Genomic DNA, 21,512 nt, shown 5'->3' with positions numbered 1-21,512 from the left:
CGCATTTCGGACGGAAAACCGCTATGCACTTTTCCTGGAAGTGCTCCAGCCGATAGCTCAGCCCAAATGAAAACAGCGCGCCTCCCAGGGAGAGACGCGCTGTTCAAGAGCTTTGGCCAAGTGTTTCTAGCCGCGAATTCTAACCGAATTTCCGACCGCACTATTGCCGTCGAATTCGGGGCGCGGCTGCGGAATGACGACTGTCGAAGCCGGCATAGGCGTATTCGTGTATGTGGTTTCGCCGTTCGACAGCGGTCCCGAAATCGCCATGTCCGTTGGTGCCGGCGTCGGGATCGGAACCGCGGCCGGAATAAGAACGGCATTCTGCGGCATCGTCACGACAGGGTTCGAGACAGGCGTAAAGGCCGCGACGGCCGAAGTCGTCGATGCAGGCTGCATTTCCGGCAACACGAATGGAGACTGCGGCGCGCCCTGTGTGGGCACGTAATTCATCGCGACCTCGTAGGCTGGAAGCGGTGCCGGCGTCTGCAATTCGCCATCGCGACCACGCTTCTCATAGAACGCGTTGCCGCCAGCATAAGCGACGTAATGCATATTATCGTACGGGAATCTCAGCCCTTCGGTGTGGAAGAACATCGCGTCCTTCACCTGAGGATGCCGCTCACCACGCAGGATCTTCGACGCAGCAACTTCAAGATCGGGCTTTGCCTGATCCTTGACTTCTCTGGTCATCACACCTGGGGCAAACTGCCTTTCCTGGGAGACCACGCCACAGATCGTGGGCGGATAGGCACCGGAGGTCAATCTATTCATCACGACCGTTCCAACGGCCATGTAACCGCCGGGATCGGAGCGTTCCGACTCGAAGTACATTGCACGTTCGAGACAGTCCTTGTCCTTTATCGTATAATTATACGTCACCTTCGCGCCACGAATGGGCTTGGTGGTATTGCTGGGGGTAGCTGTTGTCTTCTGCGTCGTCGTGCAGCTGGTAGCGGCCAAACCGACAACCAATAGCCCTGAAAGACATGCCCCGAATTTGCGTTGCGCCCTCAACGGCAAGTGCCTCCTATTTTCGGTAGTACAGCCCTTATCGATTAAGAGAATGCGTTTTAGCCGGATTTTTTCAAAATTCCAAGCGTCCACGCAATCAAATCAGCCAATGACGTTTTTCAAAGGCGGATGGACCGTTTATTCCGATTCGCTATTTTTCCCAATGCTTTATTGTTGCCAGGCCTATTTTGAAACGCAGCCGGAAACGGAGATTGCCCACGGCAAGCCCGTTCCAGCCGGCTCAAGATGATGTTGGTTAAGAGTAACAATCAATCGATAATAAATGATTTACCAACAGAGCAAGGTCCATGCGCCAGCCGACTTCGATAAGGATTCGCCCCGGTGCAAAACAATAAAACGACCAATTGCCGCGTATGATCGAAGGTGGTTTCCAGATCTCGCAGCCGCTCGATTTCACCCGCTCGAACAACAGATCGACCGCCTCCCGGGAGGGCTGCACGAAGCCGATATGATAGGTATTGCGACCGACGGAGACGGTATCGGCGCCGCCGAATTTCTCCACCGGCCGGCTGATGACAAGCTCAAGCCCGGCATCGTCGCGAAGGATGGCAAGACCATTTGCGCCTCGCGTTTCCACTTCCGTCAGGCCGAAAACGGAAACAAAAAAATCCCGGGTCGCAGCGACATCGGGAACATGCAGATCCAGGTGGTTCAGTCTCATGACAGCTCCAAAAGGCTTTCCCGCGGAGACATGTCGGTCGATCCGGCCCACGCCAACGCGGGACACTCGACCACAATGGCCAAGTTCCGCGTCGTGGGTTCTCACGCCAATGGCGAGGAGCAGAGCTTCAAATAGAAGGGGTCGGGCTTACCGATCCGACCCTGCCATTTTTCGACGATGCCCAACTAACGTGAAATTGGGATCGAGGCAAGAGCGTGTGCGAGACCCGATTATACCGGCTCAAGATCACCCCTCGCCCAGTTTTCCTGCGTCTCGGCCATGAAATCGGCAAAGCGGCCTTCGGCGATCGCCTGGCGGATGCCCTGCATCAGTTCCTGGTAGTAGGCGAGATTGTGCCAGGAGAGTAGCATGCCGCCGAGCGCTTCGTTGGCGCGGACGAGATGGTGCAGATAGGCACGCGAGTAGTCGCGCGAGGCCGGGCAATTGGACTGCTCGTCAAGCGGGCGCATGTCCTCGGCGTGGCGGGCGTTGCGGATATTCACCTTGCCGCGGCGGGTGAAGGCCAGTCCGTGGCGGCCCGAGCGGGTCGGCATCACGCAATCGAACATGTCGATGCCGCGGGCAACCGATTTCAGGATGTCGTCCGGCGTGCCGACACCCATCAGGTAGCGCGGCTTCTCCGTCGGCAGTTCCGGAAGCGTGATCTCCAGCATGCGCAGCATGACTTCCTGCGGTTCGCCGACGGCAAGGCCGCCCACCGCGTAGCCTTTCAGGTCCATGCCGCTCAGCGCCTGCGCCGACCGGACGCGAAGTTCTGTCACGTCGCCGCCCTGGACGATGCCGAACATCGCCTTCCCGGGCTGATTGCCGAAAGCCACCTTGCAGCGCTCCGCCCAACGCAGCGACATTTCCATGGCGCGCTCGATTTCCGTCGGCGTTGCCGGCAATGCGACGCATTCATCGAGCTGCATCTGGATATCGGAATCGAGCAAGCCCTGGATCTCGATCGAGCGTTCCGGCGACATATGATGCAGGCTGCCATCGACATGCGATTTGAAGGTGACGCCCTGCTCGTCCAGTTTGCGCAGACCCGACAGCGACATCACCTGGAAGCCGCCGGAATCGGTGAGGATCGGATGCGGCCAGCGGATCAGCTGATGCAAGCCGCCGAGGCGGGCGACACGCTCGGCAGTCGGGCGTAGCATCAGGTGATAGGTATTGCCGAGGATGATATCGGCGCCGGTCTCACGCACCTGGTCGAGATACATGGCTTTGACAGTGCCGACTGTGCCGACGGGCATGAATGCCGGCGTGCGGATGGTCCCGCGCGGCATGGAAACTTCACCGAGGCGGGCGCCGCCGTCGGTCTTCTTCAATTGAAACTGAAAGCTCTCGCTCATCTCGTCCTAGTCTTTCCGGTAGAGCAGGCTGCCATCGCCATAGGAATAGAAGCGATAGCCCGTCTCGATAGCATGGGTGTAGGCCGCACGCATCGTATCAAGGCCGGCAAAAGCCGATACGAGCATGAACAGGGTCGAGCGCGGCAGGTGGAAATTGGTCATCAGCATGTCGACCGCCTTGAAGCGATAGCCGGGTGTGATGAAAATACCGGTGGCGCCGTGCCAAGGCTGGATAGTGCCGTCCTCAGCGGCGGCACTTTCGATCAATCGCAGCGACGTCGTGCCGACGCAGACGATGCGGCTACCCCTCGCCTTGACGGCATTCAGCTTTGCGGCCGTCGCGGCATCGACATAGCCGATCTCGAAATGCATCTTGTGATCGTCGGTGTCATCGGCCTTGACGGGCAGGAAGGTGCCGGCGCCGACGTGCAGCGTCACGAAATGCCGCTCGACGCCGAGGGCATCGAGTGCGGCAAACAGAGATGGCGTGAAATGCAGGCCGGCGGTGGGTGCTGCGACCGCGCCCTCTTCGCGTGCATAAATCGTCTGGTAATCGGCGCGATCGCGCTCGTCTTCGGGACGCTTCGCGGCAATATAGGGCGGCAGCGGAATATGCCCGACTGCGGCGATTGCCTCGTCCAATGCAGGACCAGACAGATCGAACCGCAGGGTAATCTCTCCGCCCTCACCTTTTTCCTCGACGGTCGCGTCGAGCGTGCCGAGCGCGCAAACATTCTCGCCATGGCCGAACTGGATGCGGTCGCCGATCTTGATACGCTTGCCGGGCTTTGCGAAAGCCTTCCAGCGATCGGGCGCGGCGCGCATATGCAAGGTTGCCGAGACCTGCTGGCCTGGCGCACCTTCGCGATGGCGAATGCCTTCCAGCTGTGCCGGGATCACTTTGGTATCGTTGAAGACCACGGCGTCGCCGGGGCGCAGGAAGGACGGCAGATCTCGTATCCGGTGGTCGCTCAGCGTATTCGAACCATTGTTCGGATCGACAACGAGCAGACGTGCACTGTCACGCGGCTCGGCGGGCCTGAGCGCGATACGCTCATCCGGCAGATCGAAATCGAAAAGGTCAACACGCATTGAATTCATCCAGGCAAAGCGAAACCCGCCCCTCACGCCAAAGGCGCAAGAGGCGGGTTTCAGGAATAATCACGATCAGACGTCGGCAGCAACCCGAGCAGATACGATCGAATCCGGATCCTTTACCGGCTCGCCGCGCTTGATCTGGTCGACGAAATCCATGCCGGAGATAACCTGACCCCAGACGGAGTACTGCTTGTTCAGCCAGGGAGCGTCGGCAAAGCAGATGAAGAACTGCGAGTTGGCCGAGTTCGGGTTCTGCGAACGAGCCATGGAGCAGGTGCCGCGAATATGCGAAGTCGCGGAAAACTCAGCCTTCAGGTCCGGCTTGGAGGAGCCGCCCATGCCGGCGCGGCCTGGATTGAAGGTTTCGCTGCCCTGCTTGCCGAACTGCACGTCGCCGGTCTGGGCCATGAAGCCGTCGATAACACGATGGAAGACGACGCCGTCATAGGCCTTTTCGCGCGCAAGCTCCTTGATGCGGGCAACGTGCTCGGGAGCGACCTGTGGCAGAAGCTGAATGACAACCTGGCCCTTGGTGGTTTCCAGGATGAGGGTGTTTTCTGGATCCTTGATCTCAGCCATGTTCGTTTCCTTGTTCTTTCTGTTTGTGCATGATCCGGGCAGGATCATGCAACTTGCCTTGGCTTGATCTCATCCAAAAGCCGCGCCGCGCCTTTTGGGATCATGCCCGTGAAATCACTTCTTGGTGACAGTAACCTTGATCATCTTGTCAGGGTTGCTCACTTCGCCGTTCTGGCCTTCGCCACGCTTGATCTTGTCGACAAGCTCCATGCCCGAGATGACCTTGCCGACGACCGTGTACTGGCCGTTCAGGAAATCCCCATTGGCGAACATGATGAAGAACTGCGAATTGGCGGAGTTCGGGTCCTGGGCACGCGCCATGCCGACGGTGCCGCGCTGGAACGGAACCTTGGAGAATTCTGCCGGAAGGTTCGGCAGGTCGGAACCGCCGGTGCCGGCCTTGTTCGGGTCATAACCCTTGGAAGCGTTGCCGTACTGAACGTCACCGGTCTGCGCCATGAAGCCATCGATAACGCGATGGAAGACGACGTTGTCGTAGGCACCCTTCTTCGCCAGCGCTTCGATCTGGGCAACATGCTTCGGCGCAACCTCCGGCATCAACTGGATGACCACCGGGCCGTCCTTGAGCTGGATGGTCAAAAGATCTGCGGCTGCGGCCGAGAACGCGCTGCCTGCGAAGGCGGCAAGGCTCAGGAATCCTGCCAATGCAATATGAAAGAGTTTCATGGATGCTCCGTTCGGGATTGGATTTCGGCTCAGCTGTTGCCGCTGGCCTTATTTTTGAGTTTGCCGTTCAGCGCTTCCAGCACCGCCGACGGCACGAAGGCGCTGACATCGCCGCCCATGGATGCGATCTGCCGCACCAATGTGGCGGTTATGGGCCGCGAGGCCGTGCCGGCTGGCAGAAACAGCGTCTGGATATCCGGCGCCATCTGCCTGTTCATGCCAGCCATCTGCATTTCATAGTCAAGATCGGTGCCGTCGCGCAGACCGCGCACGAGCAAGGTCGCACCATGGGCGCGGGCCGCATCGACGACCAGATTGTCGAAGGCGACGACGGAAATATCGCCCGCCTTTTGTGGCAAAGCCTCTCCGAGTGATCTGCGAATGAGCTCCGCCCGCTCCTCGAAGGAGAAAAGCGGCTTCTTGCCGGGATGAATGCCGATCGCGACGATCACCTTGGCGGCGACATTCAACGCCTGCACGAGGACATCCAGATGTCCGTTGGTCATCGGGTCGAAAGACCCTGGATAGAAGGCTGTCGTCATACCAAGCCGGCTCGTTGTTTCGACGCCTTTTGTCATGGATGAGGCCGTATCGCAAGTGATTTGCAACCCAGCGACCGCCTCTGAACTGTAGATGAACACGCCGTTCAAGCCCGTTTCAGCTCGACCATGCTTTACTGCCATCAACATCGAAACGGGCCTGGTTCAACGGCCCGCCGGTCTCCGCTTCAGGGAAATCATGTCATGCTCGTCTTCATCATCGCAGGCGCCATCATCGGTTCATTTTTCGTCGAATACCTCGTTCATCTTTTCGCCGACAATTATGAGATCGAATGGGATTCCGCCTCGGGAAACAGCAACGACATCGATTTTGCCCAAGAAATAGCCATCGCCATGCGCAAAACGCATCGCGAATCTGAACGCCAGATGAACAAGGCATTCAAGGTCGCTTCAGGCGCGCATTGCTAGATAGCTCTCAATATCGGCGGAACCATTTGGGAAACGCCGCGTTAACAGTCCGAAACTCAAATTGCACATTGCGGCAAGAAGGAAGAAGAGTATGCCCGACAAGATCACCCTTATTAACTTTGTTTGGATGGCCATGATTTCGGGAATGCTTGCAGCAACCGTTGCGCTTTACGATCAGAAACCCGACCAGTCGAAGATCTATGGTCCCTTTGCTTCGGCTCGTCCCTTCGTTGCCTCGAGCCAATACTAAGGGATCTGAACGCTAGTCCCACCAAAGGAGGGAGCGATCATGTTCACAATTTTGACGCTGCTTACAGTTTTCATCAGCATCATGTTTGTCGTGTCAGTCGCATCCACCATTTCGGCGCTCCATCGCGAAAGCGAAGAGAGCAAGAGACTGCATAAGCGTCACAAGACGCTCTGATCTCCGCGTACCGAGCATCCTCTCCCCGCCAGATGCTCGGATGGACCATGAACCGGACGCTATCCCCGCCAGCGTCCGGTTTTTTATTGCCGTTACAATATAAATCCTCTCCCCCACACCCTTGTCGTCTCGACGCAAAAGCATGATTTTGCAAGAGGAAGCGCGTCAGCCGCTTCAATCATGCTATGGTGATCGCGGTTCATCGAGGGATCGAGATGCGCATTGTCCTGACAGGCAGCTCCGGGCGACTTGGCCGGGCGATCTTTAATGCGCTTGCGCCAGGCCACACGGTGATAGGCATCGATCGATCGCCGTTTTCGACGACGCATCTCGTCGGAGATTTTACCGATGCGACGTTGCTGCGCCAAGCGCTGACGGATGCGGATGCGGTCATCCATTGCGCGGCCCTGCACGCGCCTCATGTCGGCACGGTTTCCGACGATGAATTTCGTCGCATCAACGTGGATGGAACACGGCAACTAGCTGAGGCAGCGCTGGCTGCCGGCGTGAAGCGACTGATATTTACCAGCACCACGGCGCTTTATGGTCACGCCGTCGTCTCCGGTCATTGCACATGGATCGATGAAGACACCGTGCCGCAACCGAAAAGCATCTATCACCGTACGAAACTGGAAGCCGAACAGATCCTTAAGGGCATGGCCGGCTCGAATCTGCAGATTCGCGTTTTACGCATGTCTCGAAGCTTTCCGGAGTCGACCAATGTGGTGGCCATCTATCGTCTGCATCGCGGCGTTGATATCCGTGATGTCGCGGATGCCCATGTGGCGGCACTCACGAACGGCGGCAAAGATTTTCAACGACATATCGTTTCCGCCAGCACACTGTTCAAACCGGAAGATTGCGAGGCGCTCGCGGTCGACGCCACCTCCGTCATCCGGTTACGCGCGCCCGGCCTTGCCGCGAAATTCGCCCAGCAAAACTGGCCTCTGCCTGACAGAATCGATCGTGTTTACGCATCGAAATCCGCGGGTGCGGTCCTCGGCTGGCATTTCCGCTTCGGTTATGACGAGGTTTTCGCGCAGCTGGATCGGGAGAGCCTGGAGGTTCTGCCGCCCTTCTCGCAAAACAGCAGACGCCCGGAATAGAAGGTCCTACAAGCGTCCTTTGGCAGCTCCGGCTCGCCCACGCCCACTGCACAAAAACAATCGCATGAGCCTGTCGCCAAGCTCATGCGATTGAAAGCATTGATTTTTTACTCGGCTCGGCGGGCAACCCCGGCTTTTCCGATCGGAGGCAGCGAAATCCTATTCTTCGCTGCCGCCCTCGACATCGCCGCCGGCATCCCCTGCCTCATCGGCAACAGTCTCATCGTCGACTGCCGCGTCCTCATCGCCTTCCGGCTCGCTGATACGCTCGACGGATACGACCTTCTCGTCCTTCGCGGTTGAGAAGATGGTGACGCCCTTGGTGGCGCGGCTGGCGACGCGGATGCCGCCGACGGGGACGCGGATCAGCTGACCGCCATCCGAGACGAGCATGATCTGATCGCCGTCCTCGACCGGGAAGGCGGCAACAAGCTCGCCAATCTCGCCCGTCTTCGACGTGTCGGTAGCGCGGATACCCTTGCCGCCACGGCCGGAGATGCGGAAATCGTAAGAAGACGAACGCTTGCCGAAGCCCTTTTCCGAAACCGTCAGGATAAACTGCTCGAGCGCCTTGAGTTCTTCGTAACGCTCATCGCCCAACTGTCCCTCGTCGGTGACTTCCTCACCGACGAGCGCGATTTCCTCGTCGTCGCCCGTCGCCGAACGACGCTCGCTGACGGAGCGCTTGAGGTAGGCTGCACGCTCCCATGGCTCGGCATCCACATGCCGGACGATCGTCATCGAGATGATGCGATCGCCGGATGCAAGGGTGATACCGCGAACACCGATCGAATTGCGGCCGGCGAAAACGCGCACATCCGATACCGAGAAGCGAATGCACTGGCCAAGCGCCGTCGTCATCAACACGTCGTCATGCTCGGTACAGGTCTCGACGGAGAGGATTTCATCACCCTCCTCCTCGAGCTTCATGGCGATCTTGCCATTGCGGTTGACCTGGACGAAATCCGACAGCTTGTTGCGGCGCACGGTGCCGCGCGTCGTCGTGAACATCACGTCGAGATTGTCCCAGCTATCCTCATCCTCGGGCAGAGGCATGATCGTGGTGATGCGCTCGCCAGGCTCCAGTGGCAGCATGTTGATCAGTGCCTTGCCGCGCGACGTCGGCGTGCCGATCGGCAGACGCCAGACCTTTTCCTTATAGACGATACCGCGAGACGAGAAGAACAGGACCGGCGTATGTGTATTGAGAACAAATAGCCGGGTAACAAAATCTTCGTCGCGGGTGGTCATGCCGGAGCGGCCCTTGCCGCCGCGGCGCTGCGCACGATAGGTGGTCAGCGGCACGCGCTTGATGTAACCGAGATGGGAAACGGTGACGACCATGTCCTCGCGGGCGATCAGATCCTCGTCGTCCATCTCGAGACCGCCATCGACGATCTCGGTGCGGCGCGGTGTTCCGAATTCGTCGCGAACCGCAGCAAGCTCTTGTTTTACAATGGCTTGGATGCGCGCGCGCGAAGACAGGATATCAAGGTAGTCCTTGATCTCTGCGCCGATCTGGTTGAGTTCCTCGTCGATTTCATCGCGACCGAGAGCGGTCAGGCGTGCCAGACGCAGTTCGAGAATGGCGCGGGCCTGCTCTTCCGAGAGGTTGTAGGTACCGTCCTCATTAATGCGGTGGCGCGGGTCGTCGATTAGCCGAATAAGAGATTCGACGTCCGCCGCATTCCAGCGACGCGTCATCAGCTCTTCGCGGGCCGATTGCGGATCCGGCGCCTGGCGGATGACACGGATGACCTCATCGATATTGGCAACCGCAATCGCCAAGCCGACCAAGACATGGGCGCGATCACGAGCCTTGCGCAGGAGGTACTTCGTGCGGCGGCTGATGACTTCCTCGCGGAAAGCCACGAAAGCGCGCAGCATGTCCATCAGGTTCATCAGCTCGGGCTTGCCGCCGTTCAGCGCCACCATGTTGCAGCCGAAGGAGGTCTGCAGCGGCGTATAACGATAGAGCTGGTTCAGGATGACATCTGCATTGGCGTCGCGCTTCAGCTCGACGACGACGCGATAGCCCTGACGGTCGGACTCGTCGCGCAGGTCGGAGATGCCCTCGATGCGCTTCTCGCGCACGAGTTCGGCCATCTTCTCGATCATCGACGCCTTGTTCACCTGATAGGGAACCTCGGTGATGATGATCTGCTCGCGATCGCCGCGCATCGGCTCGATGGTCGCGACACCGCGCATGACAACGGAGCCACGGCCCGTCTCATAGGCGGAACGGATGCCGGCACGGCCGAGGATCTTCGCACCCGTCGGGAAGTCCGGGCCGGGGATGATCTGCATCATCTCAGGCAATTCGATCGCCGGATTGTCGATGAGCGCAATACAGCCGTTGATCACTTCAGAGAGGTTATGCGGCGGAATATTCGTCGCCATGCCGACGGCAATGCCGCCGGAACCGTTGACGAGCAGGTTCGGGAAGCGCGCCGGCAGAACCTTCGGCTCTTCCGTGGTCGCATCGTAGTTTTCCTGGAAGTCGACCGTTTCCTTGTCGATATCCTCGAGAAGCTCGTGGGCAACCTTCGTCAGGCGCGATTCCGTATAACGCATCGCCGCCGGCGGATCGCCGTCGATCGAGCCGAAATTGCCCTGCCCGTCGATGAGCGGCACACGCATCGACCAATCCTGCGCCATGCGGACCAAGGCGTCATAGATCGAGGCGTCGCCGTGCGGGTGGTAGCTACCCATGACGTCGGCGACGGGGCGGGCCGACTTCACATATTTACGGTTCCAGTGATAGCCGCTCTGATGCGCCGCATAGAGGATGCGCCGATGAACAGGCTTCAGACCATCGCGAACGTCGGGAAGCGCGCGGCTGACGATCACGCTCATGGCGTAATCGAGATACGACCGCTGCATTTCCTCCATGATGGAAATCGGCTCGATGCCTGGCGGGAGCTTCCCGCCGCCGGGTGGTGTTTGCTCAGTCAAAACAGATCACGATCTCTTTTAGAATCACTGCGAAATTTATAGCCGAAAGGCCTGGCGAGCGCCAATTTAGGCCGGTGTTTTTGAACAGACTTTTGCCTCTTTAAGCCATGAAATCGAACATTTCCGTGGCGTAACCCGGCAATAGCGGCACATGACCCTTTGCGAAAGCCGATTCCTCGCATAACAATGCTCGATAACAGCGATAGAACAAGCTTCGGGGACCATATGGCGAGCGCGGATACGCTGATCAATGCCTTCACGACGCTGCTTGTGACTGTCGATCCGCCAGGGCTCGCGCCGCTTTTCATCGGACTTACGGCGGGTATGAATCGGGCGGAGCGCAAGCAGGTCGCGCTGCGCGGATCACTGATCGCCTTCTTCATTCTGGCAGCCTTTGCGCTATTCGGAGCAAGCGTGCTTGGCGTGCTCGGCATCTCCATCGGCGCCTTCCGCATCGCCGGCGGCCTGCTCCTCTTCTGGATCGCTTTCGAGATGGTGTTCGAGCGGCGACAGGACCGAAAAGAGAAGACGACGGAAGTCGCCATCACGAAGGATCATATTCGCAATATCGCGGTCTTTCCCCTCGCTTTGCCGCTGATCGCCGGCCCCGGCGCGATCTCGGCCACGATCCTCTTGGCAGGATCGCTGCAGACGACACTCGACCGGGCGCAACTGATCGGCGTCATCGCCGCCAATCTCTGTCTGGTCTTTGCCGCGCTTGCGATTTCCGACAGGCTGGACCGCATGCTTGGTGCAACGGGCCGCGCCATCCTGACCCGCCTGCTCGGAGTTATCCTGGCGGCACTTGCCGCGCAATTTGTCGTGGACGGCGCAAAAGCGGCGCTCGCCCTTTCATGAAAAAGCCCGCCAAGTGGCGGGCTTTCAAAAATCAAGCAGCTAGGCCGCTCTCAGAACGGGATGTCATCATCCAGATCGCGCGAGAAATTCCCGCCGCCGCCACCCTGGTTGCCACCCCCGCGGTTGCCGCCGCCACTGCGGGAAGAGCCCTGCGAAGAAGACTGGCCGTAGTCATCACCGCCATAATCGCCGCCGTAGCCGCCACCAAAATCACCGCCGCCGCGACCGCCGCGGCTTCCGCCTTCCATTGCACCACCGCCTTCGCCGCGACCATCGAGCATGGTCAGGGTCGAATTGAAGCCCTGCAGAACGATTTCGGTCGAATACTTATCCTGGCCGTTCTGATCCTGCCACTTGCGGGTCTGCAGCGCGCCTTCGATATAAACCTTGGCGCCCTTCTTCAAATATTGCTCGGCGACCTTGCAGAGGCCTTCATTGAAAATGACGACGCGGTGCCACTCCGTCTTTTCCTTGCGTTCGCCGGAATTGCGGTCACGCCAGGTTTCTGAGGTCGCGATGTTGAGGTTGGCGATCGGGCGGCCGTCCTGCGTGCGGCGGATTTCGGGGTCCGCCCCGAGATTTCCAATCAGAATTACCTTGTTCACACTACCGGCCATGATACCACCCTGCTTGCCGCCCATCGACGGCTTTGAAATTCTATCCAGGCACCTTAACCCATAGCGGGCGTCTGGTGCTATTTATGCGGCCTTTCCAGTTCCGTTCATCCACAAAGAAATCGCCGCGACAATTTTGTTCTTTCTTTGTTCTAATTTATCCTTATGATCGTGTCAACGGAATCGAAAACCTGATCCTGCCCATCATTTCAGCCTCGACTCGCGGGCTGGCATCACTAAATAAAGGCAGACTCCAAGGGACCTGCATACGACGATGAGCGAACTAAAGACTATTTCCATACGTGGTGCGCGCGAGCACAATCTCAAGGGCATCGATCTCGACCTGCCACGCAACAAGCTGATCGTCATGACCGGCCTTTCGGGCTCCGGCAAGTCGTCGCTTGCCTTTGACACGATCTATGCCGAAGGACAGCGCCGCTATGTCGAAAGCCTTTCGGCCTATGCGCGCCAGTTCCTCGAAATGATGCAGAAGCCCGATGTCGATCAGATCGATGGTCTATCACCGGCAATCTCGATCGAGCAGAAGACGACATCGCGCAATCCGCGCTCGACGGTCGGTACGGTCACCGAAATCTACGACTATATGCGTCTGCTGTTTGCACGCGTCGGCGTTCCCTATTCCCCTGTCACGGGCCTGCCGATCGAGAGCCAGACGGTCAGTCAGATGGTCGACCGCGTGCTCGCCTATGAAGAAGGCACAAGGCTTTATATTCTGGCGCCGCTCGTGCGCGGCCGCAAGGGCGAGTACAAGAAGGAACTGGCGGAGCTCATGAAAAAGGGCTTCCAGCGTGTCAAGGTCGACGGCCAGTTCTATGAGATTGCCGATGTGCCGGCGCTGGACAAGAAATACAAGCACGACATCGACGTTGTGGTCGACCGCATTGTCGTCCGGCCCGACATGGCCGCACGTCTTGCGGACAGCTTTGAAACCTCGTTGCGGCTTGCAGACGGTCTTGCGGTCGCAGAGTTCGCCGACAAGCCGCTGCCGCCGGAAGAGACCGCCGCCGGCGGTTCGGCCAACAAGTCGCTGAACGAGACGCATGAGCGTGTGCTGTTCTCGGAGAAATTCGCCTGCCCGGTTTCCGGCTTCACCATTCCGGAAATCGAGCCGCGCCTGTTCTCCTTCAACAATCCCTTTGGTGCCTGCCCGTCCTGTGACGGCTTGGGCTCGCAGCAGAAGATCGATCCGGAGCTGATCGTGCCGGAGCCGGAACGCACGCTGCGCGACGGCGCCATCGCGCCTTGGGCCAAGTCGACCTCGCCCTATTACAATCAGACGCTGGAAGCGCTCGGCAAGCATTACGGCTTCAAGCTCGGCAGCCGCTGGACCGAACTGTCCGACAAGGCCAAGGATGTCATCCTGAACGGCACGGAAGACAAGATCGAGTTCCATTATGCCGATGGTGCCCGCTCCTATACCACGCATAAGAACTTCGAAGGCATCGTGCCGAACCTCGAGCGCCGCTGGAAGGAAACGGATTCCGCCTGGGCGCGCGAAGAGATCGAGCGTTTCATGTCGGCAGCTCCCTGCCCGGCGTGCAACGGCTATCGCCTGAAGCCGGAAGCATTGGCGGTCAAGATCGACAAGCTGCACATCAGCCAGGTGGCGGAGATGTCGATCCGTGTCGCCCGCGACTGGTTCGATGCGCTGCCCGGTACCTTTACCGACAAGCAGAATGAGATTGCCGTCCGCATCCTCAAGGAAATCCGCGATCGACTGCGCTTCCTCAACGATGTGGGGCTTGAGTATCTCAGCCTCTCGCGCAATTCAGGTACGCTGTCCGGCGGCGAGAGCCAGCGCATCCGACTGGCGTCGCAGATTGGTTCCGGACTGACCGGCGTTCTCTATGTGCTCGATGAGCCGTCGATCGGCCTGCATCAGCGCGACAATGCCCGGCTGCTGGAGACGCTGAAACATCTGCGCGATATCGGCAATACCGTGATCGTCGTCGAGCACGATGAGGATGCGATCCTGACGGCCGATGATGTCGTCGATATCGGGCCGGCCGCCGGCGTGCATGGCGGCCAGGTGGTGGCGCATGGCACACCGCAGGATATCATGGCGAACCCGAAGTCACTGACCGGTAAATATCTTTCCGGCGAGCTTGGGGTTCCTGTTCCGGACGAGCGCCGCAAGCCGAAGAAGGGCAAGGAAATCAAGGTTGTCGGCGCACGGGGCAACAACCTCAAGAATGTTACGGCTTCCATCCCGCTTGGCGTCTTCACGGCAGTTACCGGCGTATCCGGCGGCGGCAAATCCACCTTCCTGATTGAAACGCTGTATAAGTCGGCCGCGCGGCGCGTCATGGGTGCGCGCGAAATTCCCGCCGATCACGACCGCATCGACGGCTTCGAGCATATCGACAAGGTCATCGACATCGATCAGTCGCCGATCGGCCGCACGCCGCGTTCGAACCCGGCGACCTATACCGGCGCCTTCACACCGATCCGCGACTGGTTTGCCGGCCTGCCGGAAGCCAAGGCACGCGGCTATCAACCCGGTCGCTTCTCCTTCAACGTCAAGGGCGGCCGCTGCGAGGCGTGCCAGGGCGATGGCGTCATCAAGATCGAGATGCACTTCCTGCCCGACGTCTACGTCACCTGCGACGTCTGCCATGGCAAGCGCTATAACCGCGAGACCCTCGATGTCACCTTCAAGACCAAGTCGATCGCCGACGTGCTCGACATGACGGTCGAGGAAGGCGTCGATTTCTTCGCAGCCGTACCCGCCGTGCGCGACAAGCTGCAGAGTCTCAAGGATGTCGGCCTCGGCTATATCAAGGTGGGACAGCAGGCCAATACGCTTTCGGGTGGCGAGGCGCAGCGCGTCAAGCTAGCCAAGGAACTGTCGAAGCGATCGACGGGCCGCACGCTCTACATTCTCGACGAACCCACAACCGGATTGCACTTCCACGATGTCGCCAAGCTTCTGGAAATGCTGCACGAATTGGTCAACCAGGGCAATTCGGTCGTGGTCATCGAGCACAATCTCGAAGTCATCAAGACGGCCGACTGGATCCTCGATTTCGGTCCCGAAGGCGGCGATGGCGGCGGCGAGATCGTTGCCGTCGGAACGCCGGAGGCGATCGTCAAGGAGAAGCGCTCCTATACCGGGCAATTCCTGAAGGAGTTGCTGGAGCGGCGGCCGATGAAGAAGGTTGCGGCAGCGGAGTGAGGTTCACGCGGACGAACGTCCAAGGAGGAGAGAATGACCAAAGCGGGCGCAATCCGCACAGGCATAGGCGGCTGGACTTTCGAGCCCTGGCGCGGGACCTTCTATCCCGATACGCTGAAGCAGAAGGACGAACTCAATTACGCCAGCCGCCAGCTGAAGGTGATCGAGGTCAACGGCACCTACTACAGCACGCAGAAGCCCGAGGTCTTTGCCAAGTGGGCCGCCGATGTGCCTGATGGATTCATTTTCTCCTTGAAGGCCACCCGCTTCGTCACCAACCGCCGGATTCTTGCCGAGGCCGGCGAATCCATGCAGAAGTTTCTGGAATCCGGGATCAGCGAGCTCGGCGATCATCTCGGCCCGCTGCTCTGGCAGTTCGCGCCGACGAAGAAATTCGATTCCGACGATTTCGAGGCTTTCCTCAAGCTGCTGCCGGCGAAGCAGGACGGCCTTGCCTTGAAACACGTTGTCGAGGTCCGGCACGATTCCTTCAAGGTGCCGGAGTTCGTCGCGCTGCTCGAAAAATACAATGTCGCACCCGTTTGCGCCGAGCATTTCGACTATCCGATGATCGCCGATGTCACGGCCGATTTCGTCTATGCCCGCTTGCAGAAGGGATCGGACGATATCAAGACCTGTTATCCGCCGAAGGACCTGAAAGCCTGGGCGGATCGCCTGAAATCATGGGCCACAGGCAATGTCCCTGATGATCTGCCGCTGATCGATACCAAGCGCAAGGTCAAGACGGAACCACGCGATGTCTTTGCCTTCATGATCCACGAGGGCAAGGTGAATGCGCCGCCGGGCGCGATCGCCTTGCAGCAGGAAGTCGCGAAGTAGCGTTACAACGGCTTGACGGCCGACATGAGATCTTCGGCCGTCAGCCCCTTGCCAGCATGTTGCCCTGCCAAGCCATGCAGCCAGACACCGGCTGCTGCCGCCTCGAAGGCCGGCGTCCCTTGCGCCATCAGGCCGCCGACAATGCCGGCGAGCACATCGCCGGAGCCGGCCGTGGCAAGCCAGGGCGGCGCGTTGGCATTGATCAAGGCCCTGCCATCCGGGGCGGCAATCACGCTATCGGCGCCCTTGTAGATGATGGCGGCGTGGGCTCTCGCCGCAGCCGCTCTTGCCTTGTCGATCTTGCTCAAGGTTTCATCGGCGGCGATATCGGGAAAAAGACGGCCGAACTCCCCTTCATGCGGCGTCAGCACCAATCGTGTCAGCCCTTCGGCGAAAGCATCGAACAATCGCTGCGGGTCGTCGCGGAACGAGGTGATGCCGTCCGCATCCAGCACAAGATGGCGATCCGCAAGCGCGAGACAGAATTGCCGCGCCTTCTCGCTCGCGCCGAAACCCGGTCCGAGAATAAAAGTGGAGAGGCGTTTGTCGGCAAGCCATGTCCGCAACGACACTTCGTCTTCGACGTCATGCAGCATGATTGCGGTCAGAAGGCCGGCATTGACGCTAAGCGCATCCGGCGGCGAGGCTATGGTGACGAGCCCGGCCCCGGCCTTTAACCCGGCCATGGCCGACATGCGTGCCGCCCCCGTGGCGTTCGGCCCGCCGGAAAAAACGACGAGATGGCCTCGCTTGTATTTGTGCGTCTCGGCACCTGCCGAGGGTATGGCCGCCTGCCACTGCGCAGGCGTATTTTCGGCGAGCAGGTCGTCAGCATGGGCGCGCACGATGCGGCTGGGGATACCGATGTCGAAAACCTCCAGCTCACCACACAGGTCGCGGCCCGGCAGCAGAAGATGACCCGGCTTGCGCGTCATGAAAGTCACCGTGCGAACGGCATGGAAGGCCGCGCCGAGAACCTGGCCGCTGCGCCCGTCGACGCCGGAAGGCAGATCGACGGCAACCACGGGAACACCTGCCTCCGCAACGCGAGCGATGACGGCAGCAACATCATCCGGAACCGGCCTGGAGAGGCCCGCGCCGAAGATCGCATCGATGACGAGATCGCCAGGCTGAGGAAAATAGCCACCGATCGCCTCACCTTCGACCGAGCAATCGGCAAAGGCGCGCGCAGCATCTCCCTTAAGCCGCTGCGGATCGCCCAGATAAAACAGCCTCACGGCGGTTCCAGCCTGTTGCAGCGCGCGGGCAGCTACATAGCCATCGCCGCCATTGTTGCCCGGCCCGCAGAGGACGACATATCGGATGGCGCCGGGAAAATGCCGGAGTGCGGCGGCAGCCACCGCCTGCCCCGCCTTTTCCATGAGCCCATAGGAATCGATGCCGGAGGCGGCAGCGGCGCTGTCGACGGCAGACATGGCATCAGGCGTGAGGAGCAGGTCGGGGAGCGGCAACATCATGGCGGATATTATAGATGCGAAATCTGCCTCAAAAACAACCGCTATTGCGCGAGCTGATTTGTCTTATAAATGTGCATTTGCATAATAATTAAACAATAAGATTCAAGGTGTTGCCGAAGCATAAACTCGCCTTGCATGGCTCTTTTTTGCGAATTTTTGCTTATCCCACGCATTTCCGCGCGAAATCGCTTCCATTTTTCCGAAAAATCCTCATCAATTCATCGTCTCGGTACGAATTCGCCGGGATTTTTTACAGCAGCTCGTTCTCAATTGGCATGATACGTGCATTACGTTGGCCGAGCGGGGAGTAGTCCTGCTGTATCAGGAGAAGCGGAGAGACATTTTCTCATGAAAAAGATCGAAGCGATCATTAAGCCCTTCAAGCTCGACGAAGTGAAGGAAGCCCTTCAAGAAGTCGGCCTGCAGGGCATCACCGTCACGGAAGCGAAGGGCTTCGGTCGTCAGAAGGGCCACACGGAGCTTTACCGTGGCGCCGAATACGTCGTCGACTTCCTACCGAAGGTGAAGGTCGAAGTTGTATTGGCGGACGAAAATGCGGAAGCGGTGATCGAGGCCATCCGCAAGGCTGCGCAAACAGGCCGTATCGGCGACGGAAAGATTTTCGTTTCCAACGTGGAAGAAGTCATTCGAATCCGCACCGGCGAAACGGGCATCGACGCCATTTAATCCGCCCGGCCATTTTCGGCCGCGGCTCGTTTAATCGTCATCTAAGTCAAGGGAAGTAATTTAATGACGACCGCAAGCGAAATTTTGAAACAAATCAAGGATAACGACGTCAAGTTCGTCGACCTGCGCTTCACGGATCCGAAGGGCAAACTCCAGCACCTCACCATGGACGTGATCTGTGTCGACGAAGACATGTTCGCCGATGGCGTCATGTTCGACGGCTCCTCGATTGCCGGTTGGAAGGCCATCAACGAATCCGACATGGTGCTGATGCCCGATCCGGACACGGTCCATATGGATCCGTTCTTCGCGCAGTCCACCATGGTTATCCTCTGCGACATCCTCGATCCGGTCTCCGGCGAAGCCTATAACCGCGATCCGCGCGGCACCGCCAAGAAGGCCGAAGCCTATCTCAAGGCCTCCGGCATCGGCGACACCGCCTTCTTCGGCCCGGAAGCCGAATTCTTCGTCTTCGACGACGTAAAATACAAGGCCGACCCGTACAACACCGGCTTCAAGCTCGATTCCAGCGAGCTGCCGTCCAACGACGACACCGACTACGAGACCGGCAACCTCGGCCACCGTCCGCGCGTCAAGGGCGGTTACTTCCCGGTTCCGCCGATCGACAGCTGCCAGGACATGCGCTCCGAGATGCTGACGGTTCTCACCGAAATGGGCGTCGTCGTCGAAAAGCATCACCACGAAGTCGCGGCCGCCCAGCACGAGCTTGGCATCAAGTTCGACACGCTGGTACGCAACGCCGACAAGATGCAGATCTACAAGTATGTCGTGCATCAGGTTGCCAATGCCTATGGCAAGACGGCAACCTTCATGCCGAAGCCGATCTTCGGCGACAACGGTTCGGGCATGCACGTTCACCAGTCGATCTGGAAGGGCGGCAAGCCGACCTTCGCCGGTGACGAGTATGCAGGCCTCTCCGAGAGCTGCCTCTATTATATCGGCGGCATCATCAAGCATGCCAAGGCGATCAACGCCTTCACCAACCCGTCGACGAACTCCTACAAGCGTCTCGTCCCGGGTTACGAAGCTCCGGTTCTGCTCGCCTATTCGGCTCGCAACCGTTCCGCATCCTGCCGCATTCCGTTCGGTACGAACCCGAAGGCAAAGCGCGTCGAAGTCCGCTTCCCTGACCCGACCGCCAACCCCTATCTCGGCTTTGCTGCCATGCTGATGGCCGGCCTCGACGGCATCAAGAACAAGATTCATCCCGGCAAGGCCATGGACAAGGATCTCTACGACCTGCCGCCGAAGGAGCTGAAGAAGATCCCGACGGTTTGCGGCTCGCTGCGCGAAGCGCTGGAAAGCCTCGACAAGGACCGCAAGTTCCTGACCGCCGGCGGCGTCTTCGACGACGATCAGATTGACGCTTTCATCGAACTGAAGATGCAGGAAGTCATGCGCTTCGAAATGACCCCGCATCCGGTCGAATACGACATGTACTATTCGGTCTGATATCGAATACGAAAGCCCCGGCTTGCCGGGGCTTTCGTCATAAAGAGGAAGCTGGTGGCAGGTGTCCCTCCAAATAGCGCTTTCATATAGAGCTGTCGCTCGAAGTAAATCCGAGCCGAATATGACAGTTCAATGAAGGAATGGGGGCAAAAATCCTTGATATCAGTGGTGAAAGTCACCACATGATTACGTGAAAGGAAGTCGTGCCATGAAACAACGCAACGCAAAATTCAATATTGGCGACGTGGTTCGACACCGGATGTTCCCCTTCCGTGGTGTCATCTTCGATGTCGATCCGGAATTCGCAAATACAGAGGAATGGTGGAATTCCATTCCCGTTGAAGTGCGGCCTGACAAGGACCAGCCCTTCTATCACCTTCTCGCCGAAAACGACGAGACGGAATATGTCGCATACGTATCGGAGCAGAACCTTATCAATGATGAGAGCGGCGTTCCCTTACGCAATCCGCAGGTCGCTCAGATTTTCGACCGTGCCCCGACGGGACAGCTCAAGCCCAAGATGAGCTTTGCCCACTAAGAGCAGATAAAATATATCCTATTCCAAAGGGAAGGTGCTCCCAACGCCTTCCCTTTTTGATTGGCTTCAGTGCACCGTATCTGCCATGCAAAAAAGCCCGGATCACTCCGGGCTTTTTCTTTGATGAAATGGAATTCCGCGAGCTTACTGCTGCTTGGCAGCCTTCTGCGCGTCTTCCAGCTTCTTGCGAGCTTCCTCAGCCTTCTTCTGCATGCTGTCCTGCAGGCTCTTCTGGCTTTCGGCAAGCTTGCTGTCGGAGATGGCCGGACCATCAAAGGCGGCGCCGAAGCCGGTCAGCGAGATCTTGATCGGGTTCGGAGCGCGGCGGAAGTTGACCGAGGTGAAGGTGACGTCGGTGCCCTTCTTAAGCGAAGCGATCATCGCGTCGGTGACCGGAACTTCGGCGGTGCACTTGTCCGGAAGGCAAACGGCGTAATCAAGCTTCTGGCCCTTGCCGCCATCGACCTGCATGGTGATGCCGGGCGGGATCAGGCGAGCGGTCGGAACCGAGATCTGCAGGATCTTGCGGTTGACCTTGCCGTCAACGGAGATGAGGCCGACAGCCGTGACGAGCTGGCCGTTGTTTGCCATGATCAGGTTCTGCACGATGCAGATGTCGGCATCGTCCTGCTTGGTGCAGGTCTTGTACCAGCCGAGACGCGGCTGGTTGGGATCGCCGCCACCATCAGCGGGAGCTGCGTTGGACGCATCTTGAGCAAAAGTGGCAGCCGGCATGGCCGCGCCGATCATGAGAGCCAGAGCAGAGAGACCTGCCCGCATTTTGTTGTCAGTCTTGAACATCATAGCGAAACCGCCTCCTGAAATCCGCTTCGGGACGACAGCGTGCCGTCCCATGCTATTCGGGTCAAACCGTCGTCCACCTGTCGAATGAATAAGGCAAATACATGACCCGAGAAACCCGGCACCCCTGTTACATCGCACTGGCACGGATAT

21 protein-coding genes are annotated in these 21,512 nt (G+C 58.9%); 10 read left to right on the top strand and 11 right to left on the bottom strand.

The genetic code is table 11. The annotated features are described in order from the left end of the window. Positions 1 to 126 precede the first annotated feature (126 nt). The 7 genes from ABOK31_RS07000 to coaD all read right to left on the bottom strand — a co-directional run bounded on the left by ABOK31_RS07000 (position 127) and on the right by coaD (position 5,963). Positions 127 to 1,017 (bottom strand): cell wall hydrolase, encoded by an 891-nt coding sequence (locus tag ABOK31_RS07000; protein WP_174174851.1) that lies wholly within the window; start codon positions 1,015 to 1,017, stop codon positions 127 to 129. Between the two features lie 253 nt (positions 1,018 to 1,270). Then, a complete protein-coding gene (locus ABOK31_RS06995) occupies positions 1,271 to 1,696 on the bottom strand; it encodes a VOC family protein (RefSeq protein WP_174174849.1) in 426 nt (141 codons plus the stop codon). Positions 1,697 to 1,926: 230 nt separating this feature from the next. Further along, entirely contained in the window at positions 1,927 to 3,057 is a 1,131-nt protein-coding gene (tgt, locus tag ABOK31_RS06990) for a tRNA guanosine(34) transglycosylase Tgt (RefSeq protein ID WP_349958250.1), read from the bottom strand. A gap of 6 nt (positions 3,058 to 3,063) precedes the next feature. Next, a complete protein-coding gene (gene queA, locus ABOK31_RS06985; protein WP_174174847.1) occupies positions 3,064 to 4,149 on the bottom strand; it encodes a tRNA preQ1(34) S-adenosylmethionine ribosyltransferase-isomerase QueA in 1,086 nt (361 codons plus the stop codon). A 75-nt stretch (positions 4,150 to 4,224) separates the two neighbouring features. Continuing rightward, a complete protein-coding gene (locus ABOK31_RS06980; RefSeq protein ID WP_163985792.1) occupies positions 4,225 to 4,734 on the bottom strand; it encodes a peptidylprolyl isomerase in 510 nt (169 codons plus the stop codon). Between the two features lie 114 nt (positions 4,735 to 4,848). Next, on the bottom strand, positions 4,849 to 5,421 hold the full coding sequence (locus ABOK31_RS06975; RefSeq protein ID WP_174174845.1) for a peptidylprolyl isomerase: 573 nt from the start codon (positions 5,419 to 5,421) through the stop codon (positions 4,849 to 4,851). 29 nt (positions 5,422 to 5,450) lie between these two features. Beyond that, positions 5,451 to 5,963 (bottom strand): pantetheine-phosphate adenylyltransferase, encoded by a 513-nt coding sequence (gene coaD, locus ABOK31_RS06970; RefSeq protein ID WP_015339888.1) that lies wholly within the window; start codon positions 5,961 to 5,963, stop codon positions 5,451 to 5,453. Positions 5,964 to 6,164: 201 nt separating this feature from the next. On the opposite strand from coaD, the gene ABOK31_RS06965 reads away from it, so the two are divergent. From ABOK31_RS06965 to ABOK31_RS06950, 4 genes are all read left to right on the top strand, one after another. Then, positions 6,165 to 6,389: a hypothetical protein gene (locus ABOK31_RS06965; protein WP_234910529.1), complete on the top strand. Its 225-nt coding sequence runs from the start codon at positions 6,165 to 6,167 to the stop codon at positions 6,387 to 6,389. A 91-nt stretch (positions 6,390 to 6,480) separates the two neighbouring features. Continuing rightward, positions 6,481 to 6,639, top strand: coding sequence for a hypothetical protein (locus ABOK31_RS06960; protein ID WP_167078361.1), 159 nt, complete (start codon positions 6,481 to 6,483; stop codon positions 6,637 to 6,639). A gap of 39 nt (positions 6,640 to 6,678) precedes the next feature. Then, on the top strand, positions 6,679 to 6,813 hold the full coding sequence (locus tag ABOK31_RS06955; RefSeq protein WP_280173817.1) for a hypothetical protein: 135 nt from the start codon (positions 6,679 to 6,681) through the stop codon (positions 6,811 to 6,813). Between the two features lie 215 nt (positions 6,814 to 7,028). Beyond that, entirely contained in the window at positions 7,029 to 7,919 is an 891-nt protein-coding gene (locus tag ABOK31_RS06950; RefSeq protein ID WP_349958249.1) for an NAD(P)-dependent oxidoreductase, read from the top strand. A 159-nt stretch (positions 7,920 to 8,078) separates the two neighbouring features. On the opposite strand, the gene gyrA is transcribed toward ABOK31_RS06950, so the two are convergent. Beyond that, positions 8,079 to 10,874: a DNA gyrase subunit A gene (gene gyrA / locus ABOK31_RS06945; RefSeq protein WP_349958248.1), complete on the bottom strand. Its 2,796-nt coding sequence runs from the start codon at positions 10,872 to 10,874 to the stop codon at positions 8,079 to 8,081. 225 nt (positions 10,875 to 11,099) lie between these two features. On the opposite strand from gyrA, the gene ABOK31_RS06940 reads away from it, so the two are divergent. Then, positions 11,100 to 11,732: a MarC family protein gene (locus ABOK31_RS06940; protein ID WP_174174837.1), complete on the top strand. Its 633-nt coding sequence runs from the start codon at positions 11,100 to 11,102 to the stop codon at positions 11,730 to 11,732. Positions 11,733 to 11,782: 50 nt separating this feature from the next. On the opposite strand, the gene ABOK31_RS06935 is transcribed toward ABOK31_RS06940, so the two are convergent. Continuing rightward, positions 11,783 to 12,349 (bottom strand): single-stranded DNA-binding protein, encoded by a 567-nt coding sequence (locus ABOK31_RS06935; RefSeq protein ID WP_174174835.1) that lies wholly within the window; start codon positions 12,347 to 12,349, stop codon positions 11,783 to 11,785. 271 nt (positions 12,350 to 12,620) lie between these two features. Here ABOK31_RS06935 and uvrA point away from each other — a divergent pair, with 271 nt between their 5' ends. Together uvrA and ABOK31_RS06925 are read left to right on the top strand one after the other, a co-directional pair. Beyond that, the gene (gene uvrA / locus ABOK31_RS06930) at positions 12,621 to 15,542 is read left to right on the top strand and encodes an excinuclease ABC subunit UvrA (RefSeq protein WP_349958247.1); all 2,922 of its coding nucleotides are present in this window, start codon (positions 12,621 to 12,623) and stop codon (positions 15,540 to 15,542) included. A gap of 33 nt (positions 15,543 to 15,575) precedes the next feature. Continuing rightward, positions 15,576 to 16,382 carry a DUF72 domain-containing protein gene (locus ABOK31_RS06925; protein ID WP_349958246.1) on the top strand — a complete coding sequence of 269 codons (807 nt, stop codon included), beginning with the start codon at positions 15,576 to 15,578 and terminating at the stop codon, positions 16,380 to 16,382. 2 nt (positions 16,383 to 16,384) lie between these two features. Here the strand turns inward: ABOK31_RS06925 and ABOK31_RS06920 are convergent, their stop codons facing one another. Then, complete coding sequence (locus ABOK31_RS06920; protein WP_349958245.1) at positions 16,385 to 17,860, bottom strand: NAD(P)H-hydrate dehydratase; 1,476 nt, start codon at positions 17,858 to 17,860, stop codon at positions 16,385 to 16,387. A gap of 348 nt (positions 17,861 to 18,208) precedes the next feature. Between ABOK31_RS06920 and ABOK31_RS06915 the strand changes: the two genes are divergently transcribed. The 3 genes from ABOK31_RS06915 to hspQ all read left to right on the top strand — a co-directional run bounded on the left by ABOK31_RS06915 (position 18,209) and on the right by hspQ (position 20,558). Beyond that, complete coding sequence (locus ABOK31_RS06915; RefSeq protein WP_015339877.1) at positions 18,209 to 18,547, top strand: P-II family nitrogen regulator; 339 nt, start codon at positions 18,209 to 18,211, stop codon at positions 18,545 to 18,547. A 63-nt stretch (positions 18,548 to 18,610) separates the two neighbouring features. Continuing rightward, positions 18,611 to 20,020: a type I glutamate--ammonia ligase gene (glnA, locus tag ABOK31_RS06910; RefSeq protein WP_174174828.1), complete on the top strand. Its 1,410-nt coding sequence runs from the start codon at positions 18,611 to 18,613 to the stop codon at positions 20,018 to 20,020. Positions 20,021 to 20,228: 208 nt separating this feature from the next. Beyond that, positions 20,229 to 20,558 carry a heat shock protein HspQ gene (hspQ, locus tag ABOK31_RS06905; protein WP_174174826.1) on the top strand — a complete coding sequence of 110 codons (330 nt, stop codon included), beginning with the start codon at positions 20,229 to 20,231 and terminating at the stop codon, positions 20,556 to 20,558. Between the two features lie 144 nt (positions 20,559 to 20,702). Here hspQ and ABOK31_RS06900 read toward each other — a convergent pair whose 3' ends face one another. Then, positions 20,703 to 21,362 (bottom strand): invasion associated locus B family protein, encoded by a 660-nt coding sequence (locus tag ABOK31_RS06900; RefSeq protein WP_349958244.1) that lies wholly within the window; start codon positions 21,360 to 21,362, stop codon positions 20,703 to 20,705. Between the last annotated feature and the right edge of the window lie 150 nt (positions 21,363 to 21,512).

It is taken from the genome of Rhizobium sp. ZPR4 (assembly GCF_040215725.1).
Taxonomy (GTDB): domain Bacteria; phylum Pseudomonadota; class Alphaproteobacteria; order Rhizobiales; family Rhizobiaceae; genus Rhizobium; species Rhizobium rhizogenes_D.
Note: the sequence above shows the minus strand (reverse complement) of the source record. Positions and strands in the feature narration are given on the sequence as shown.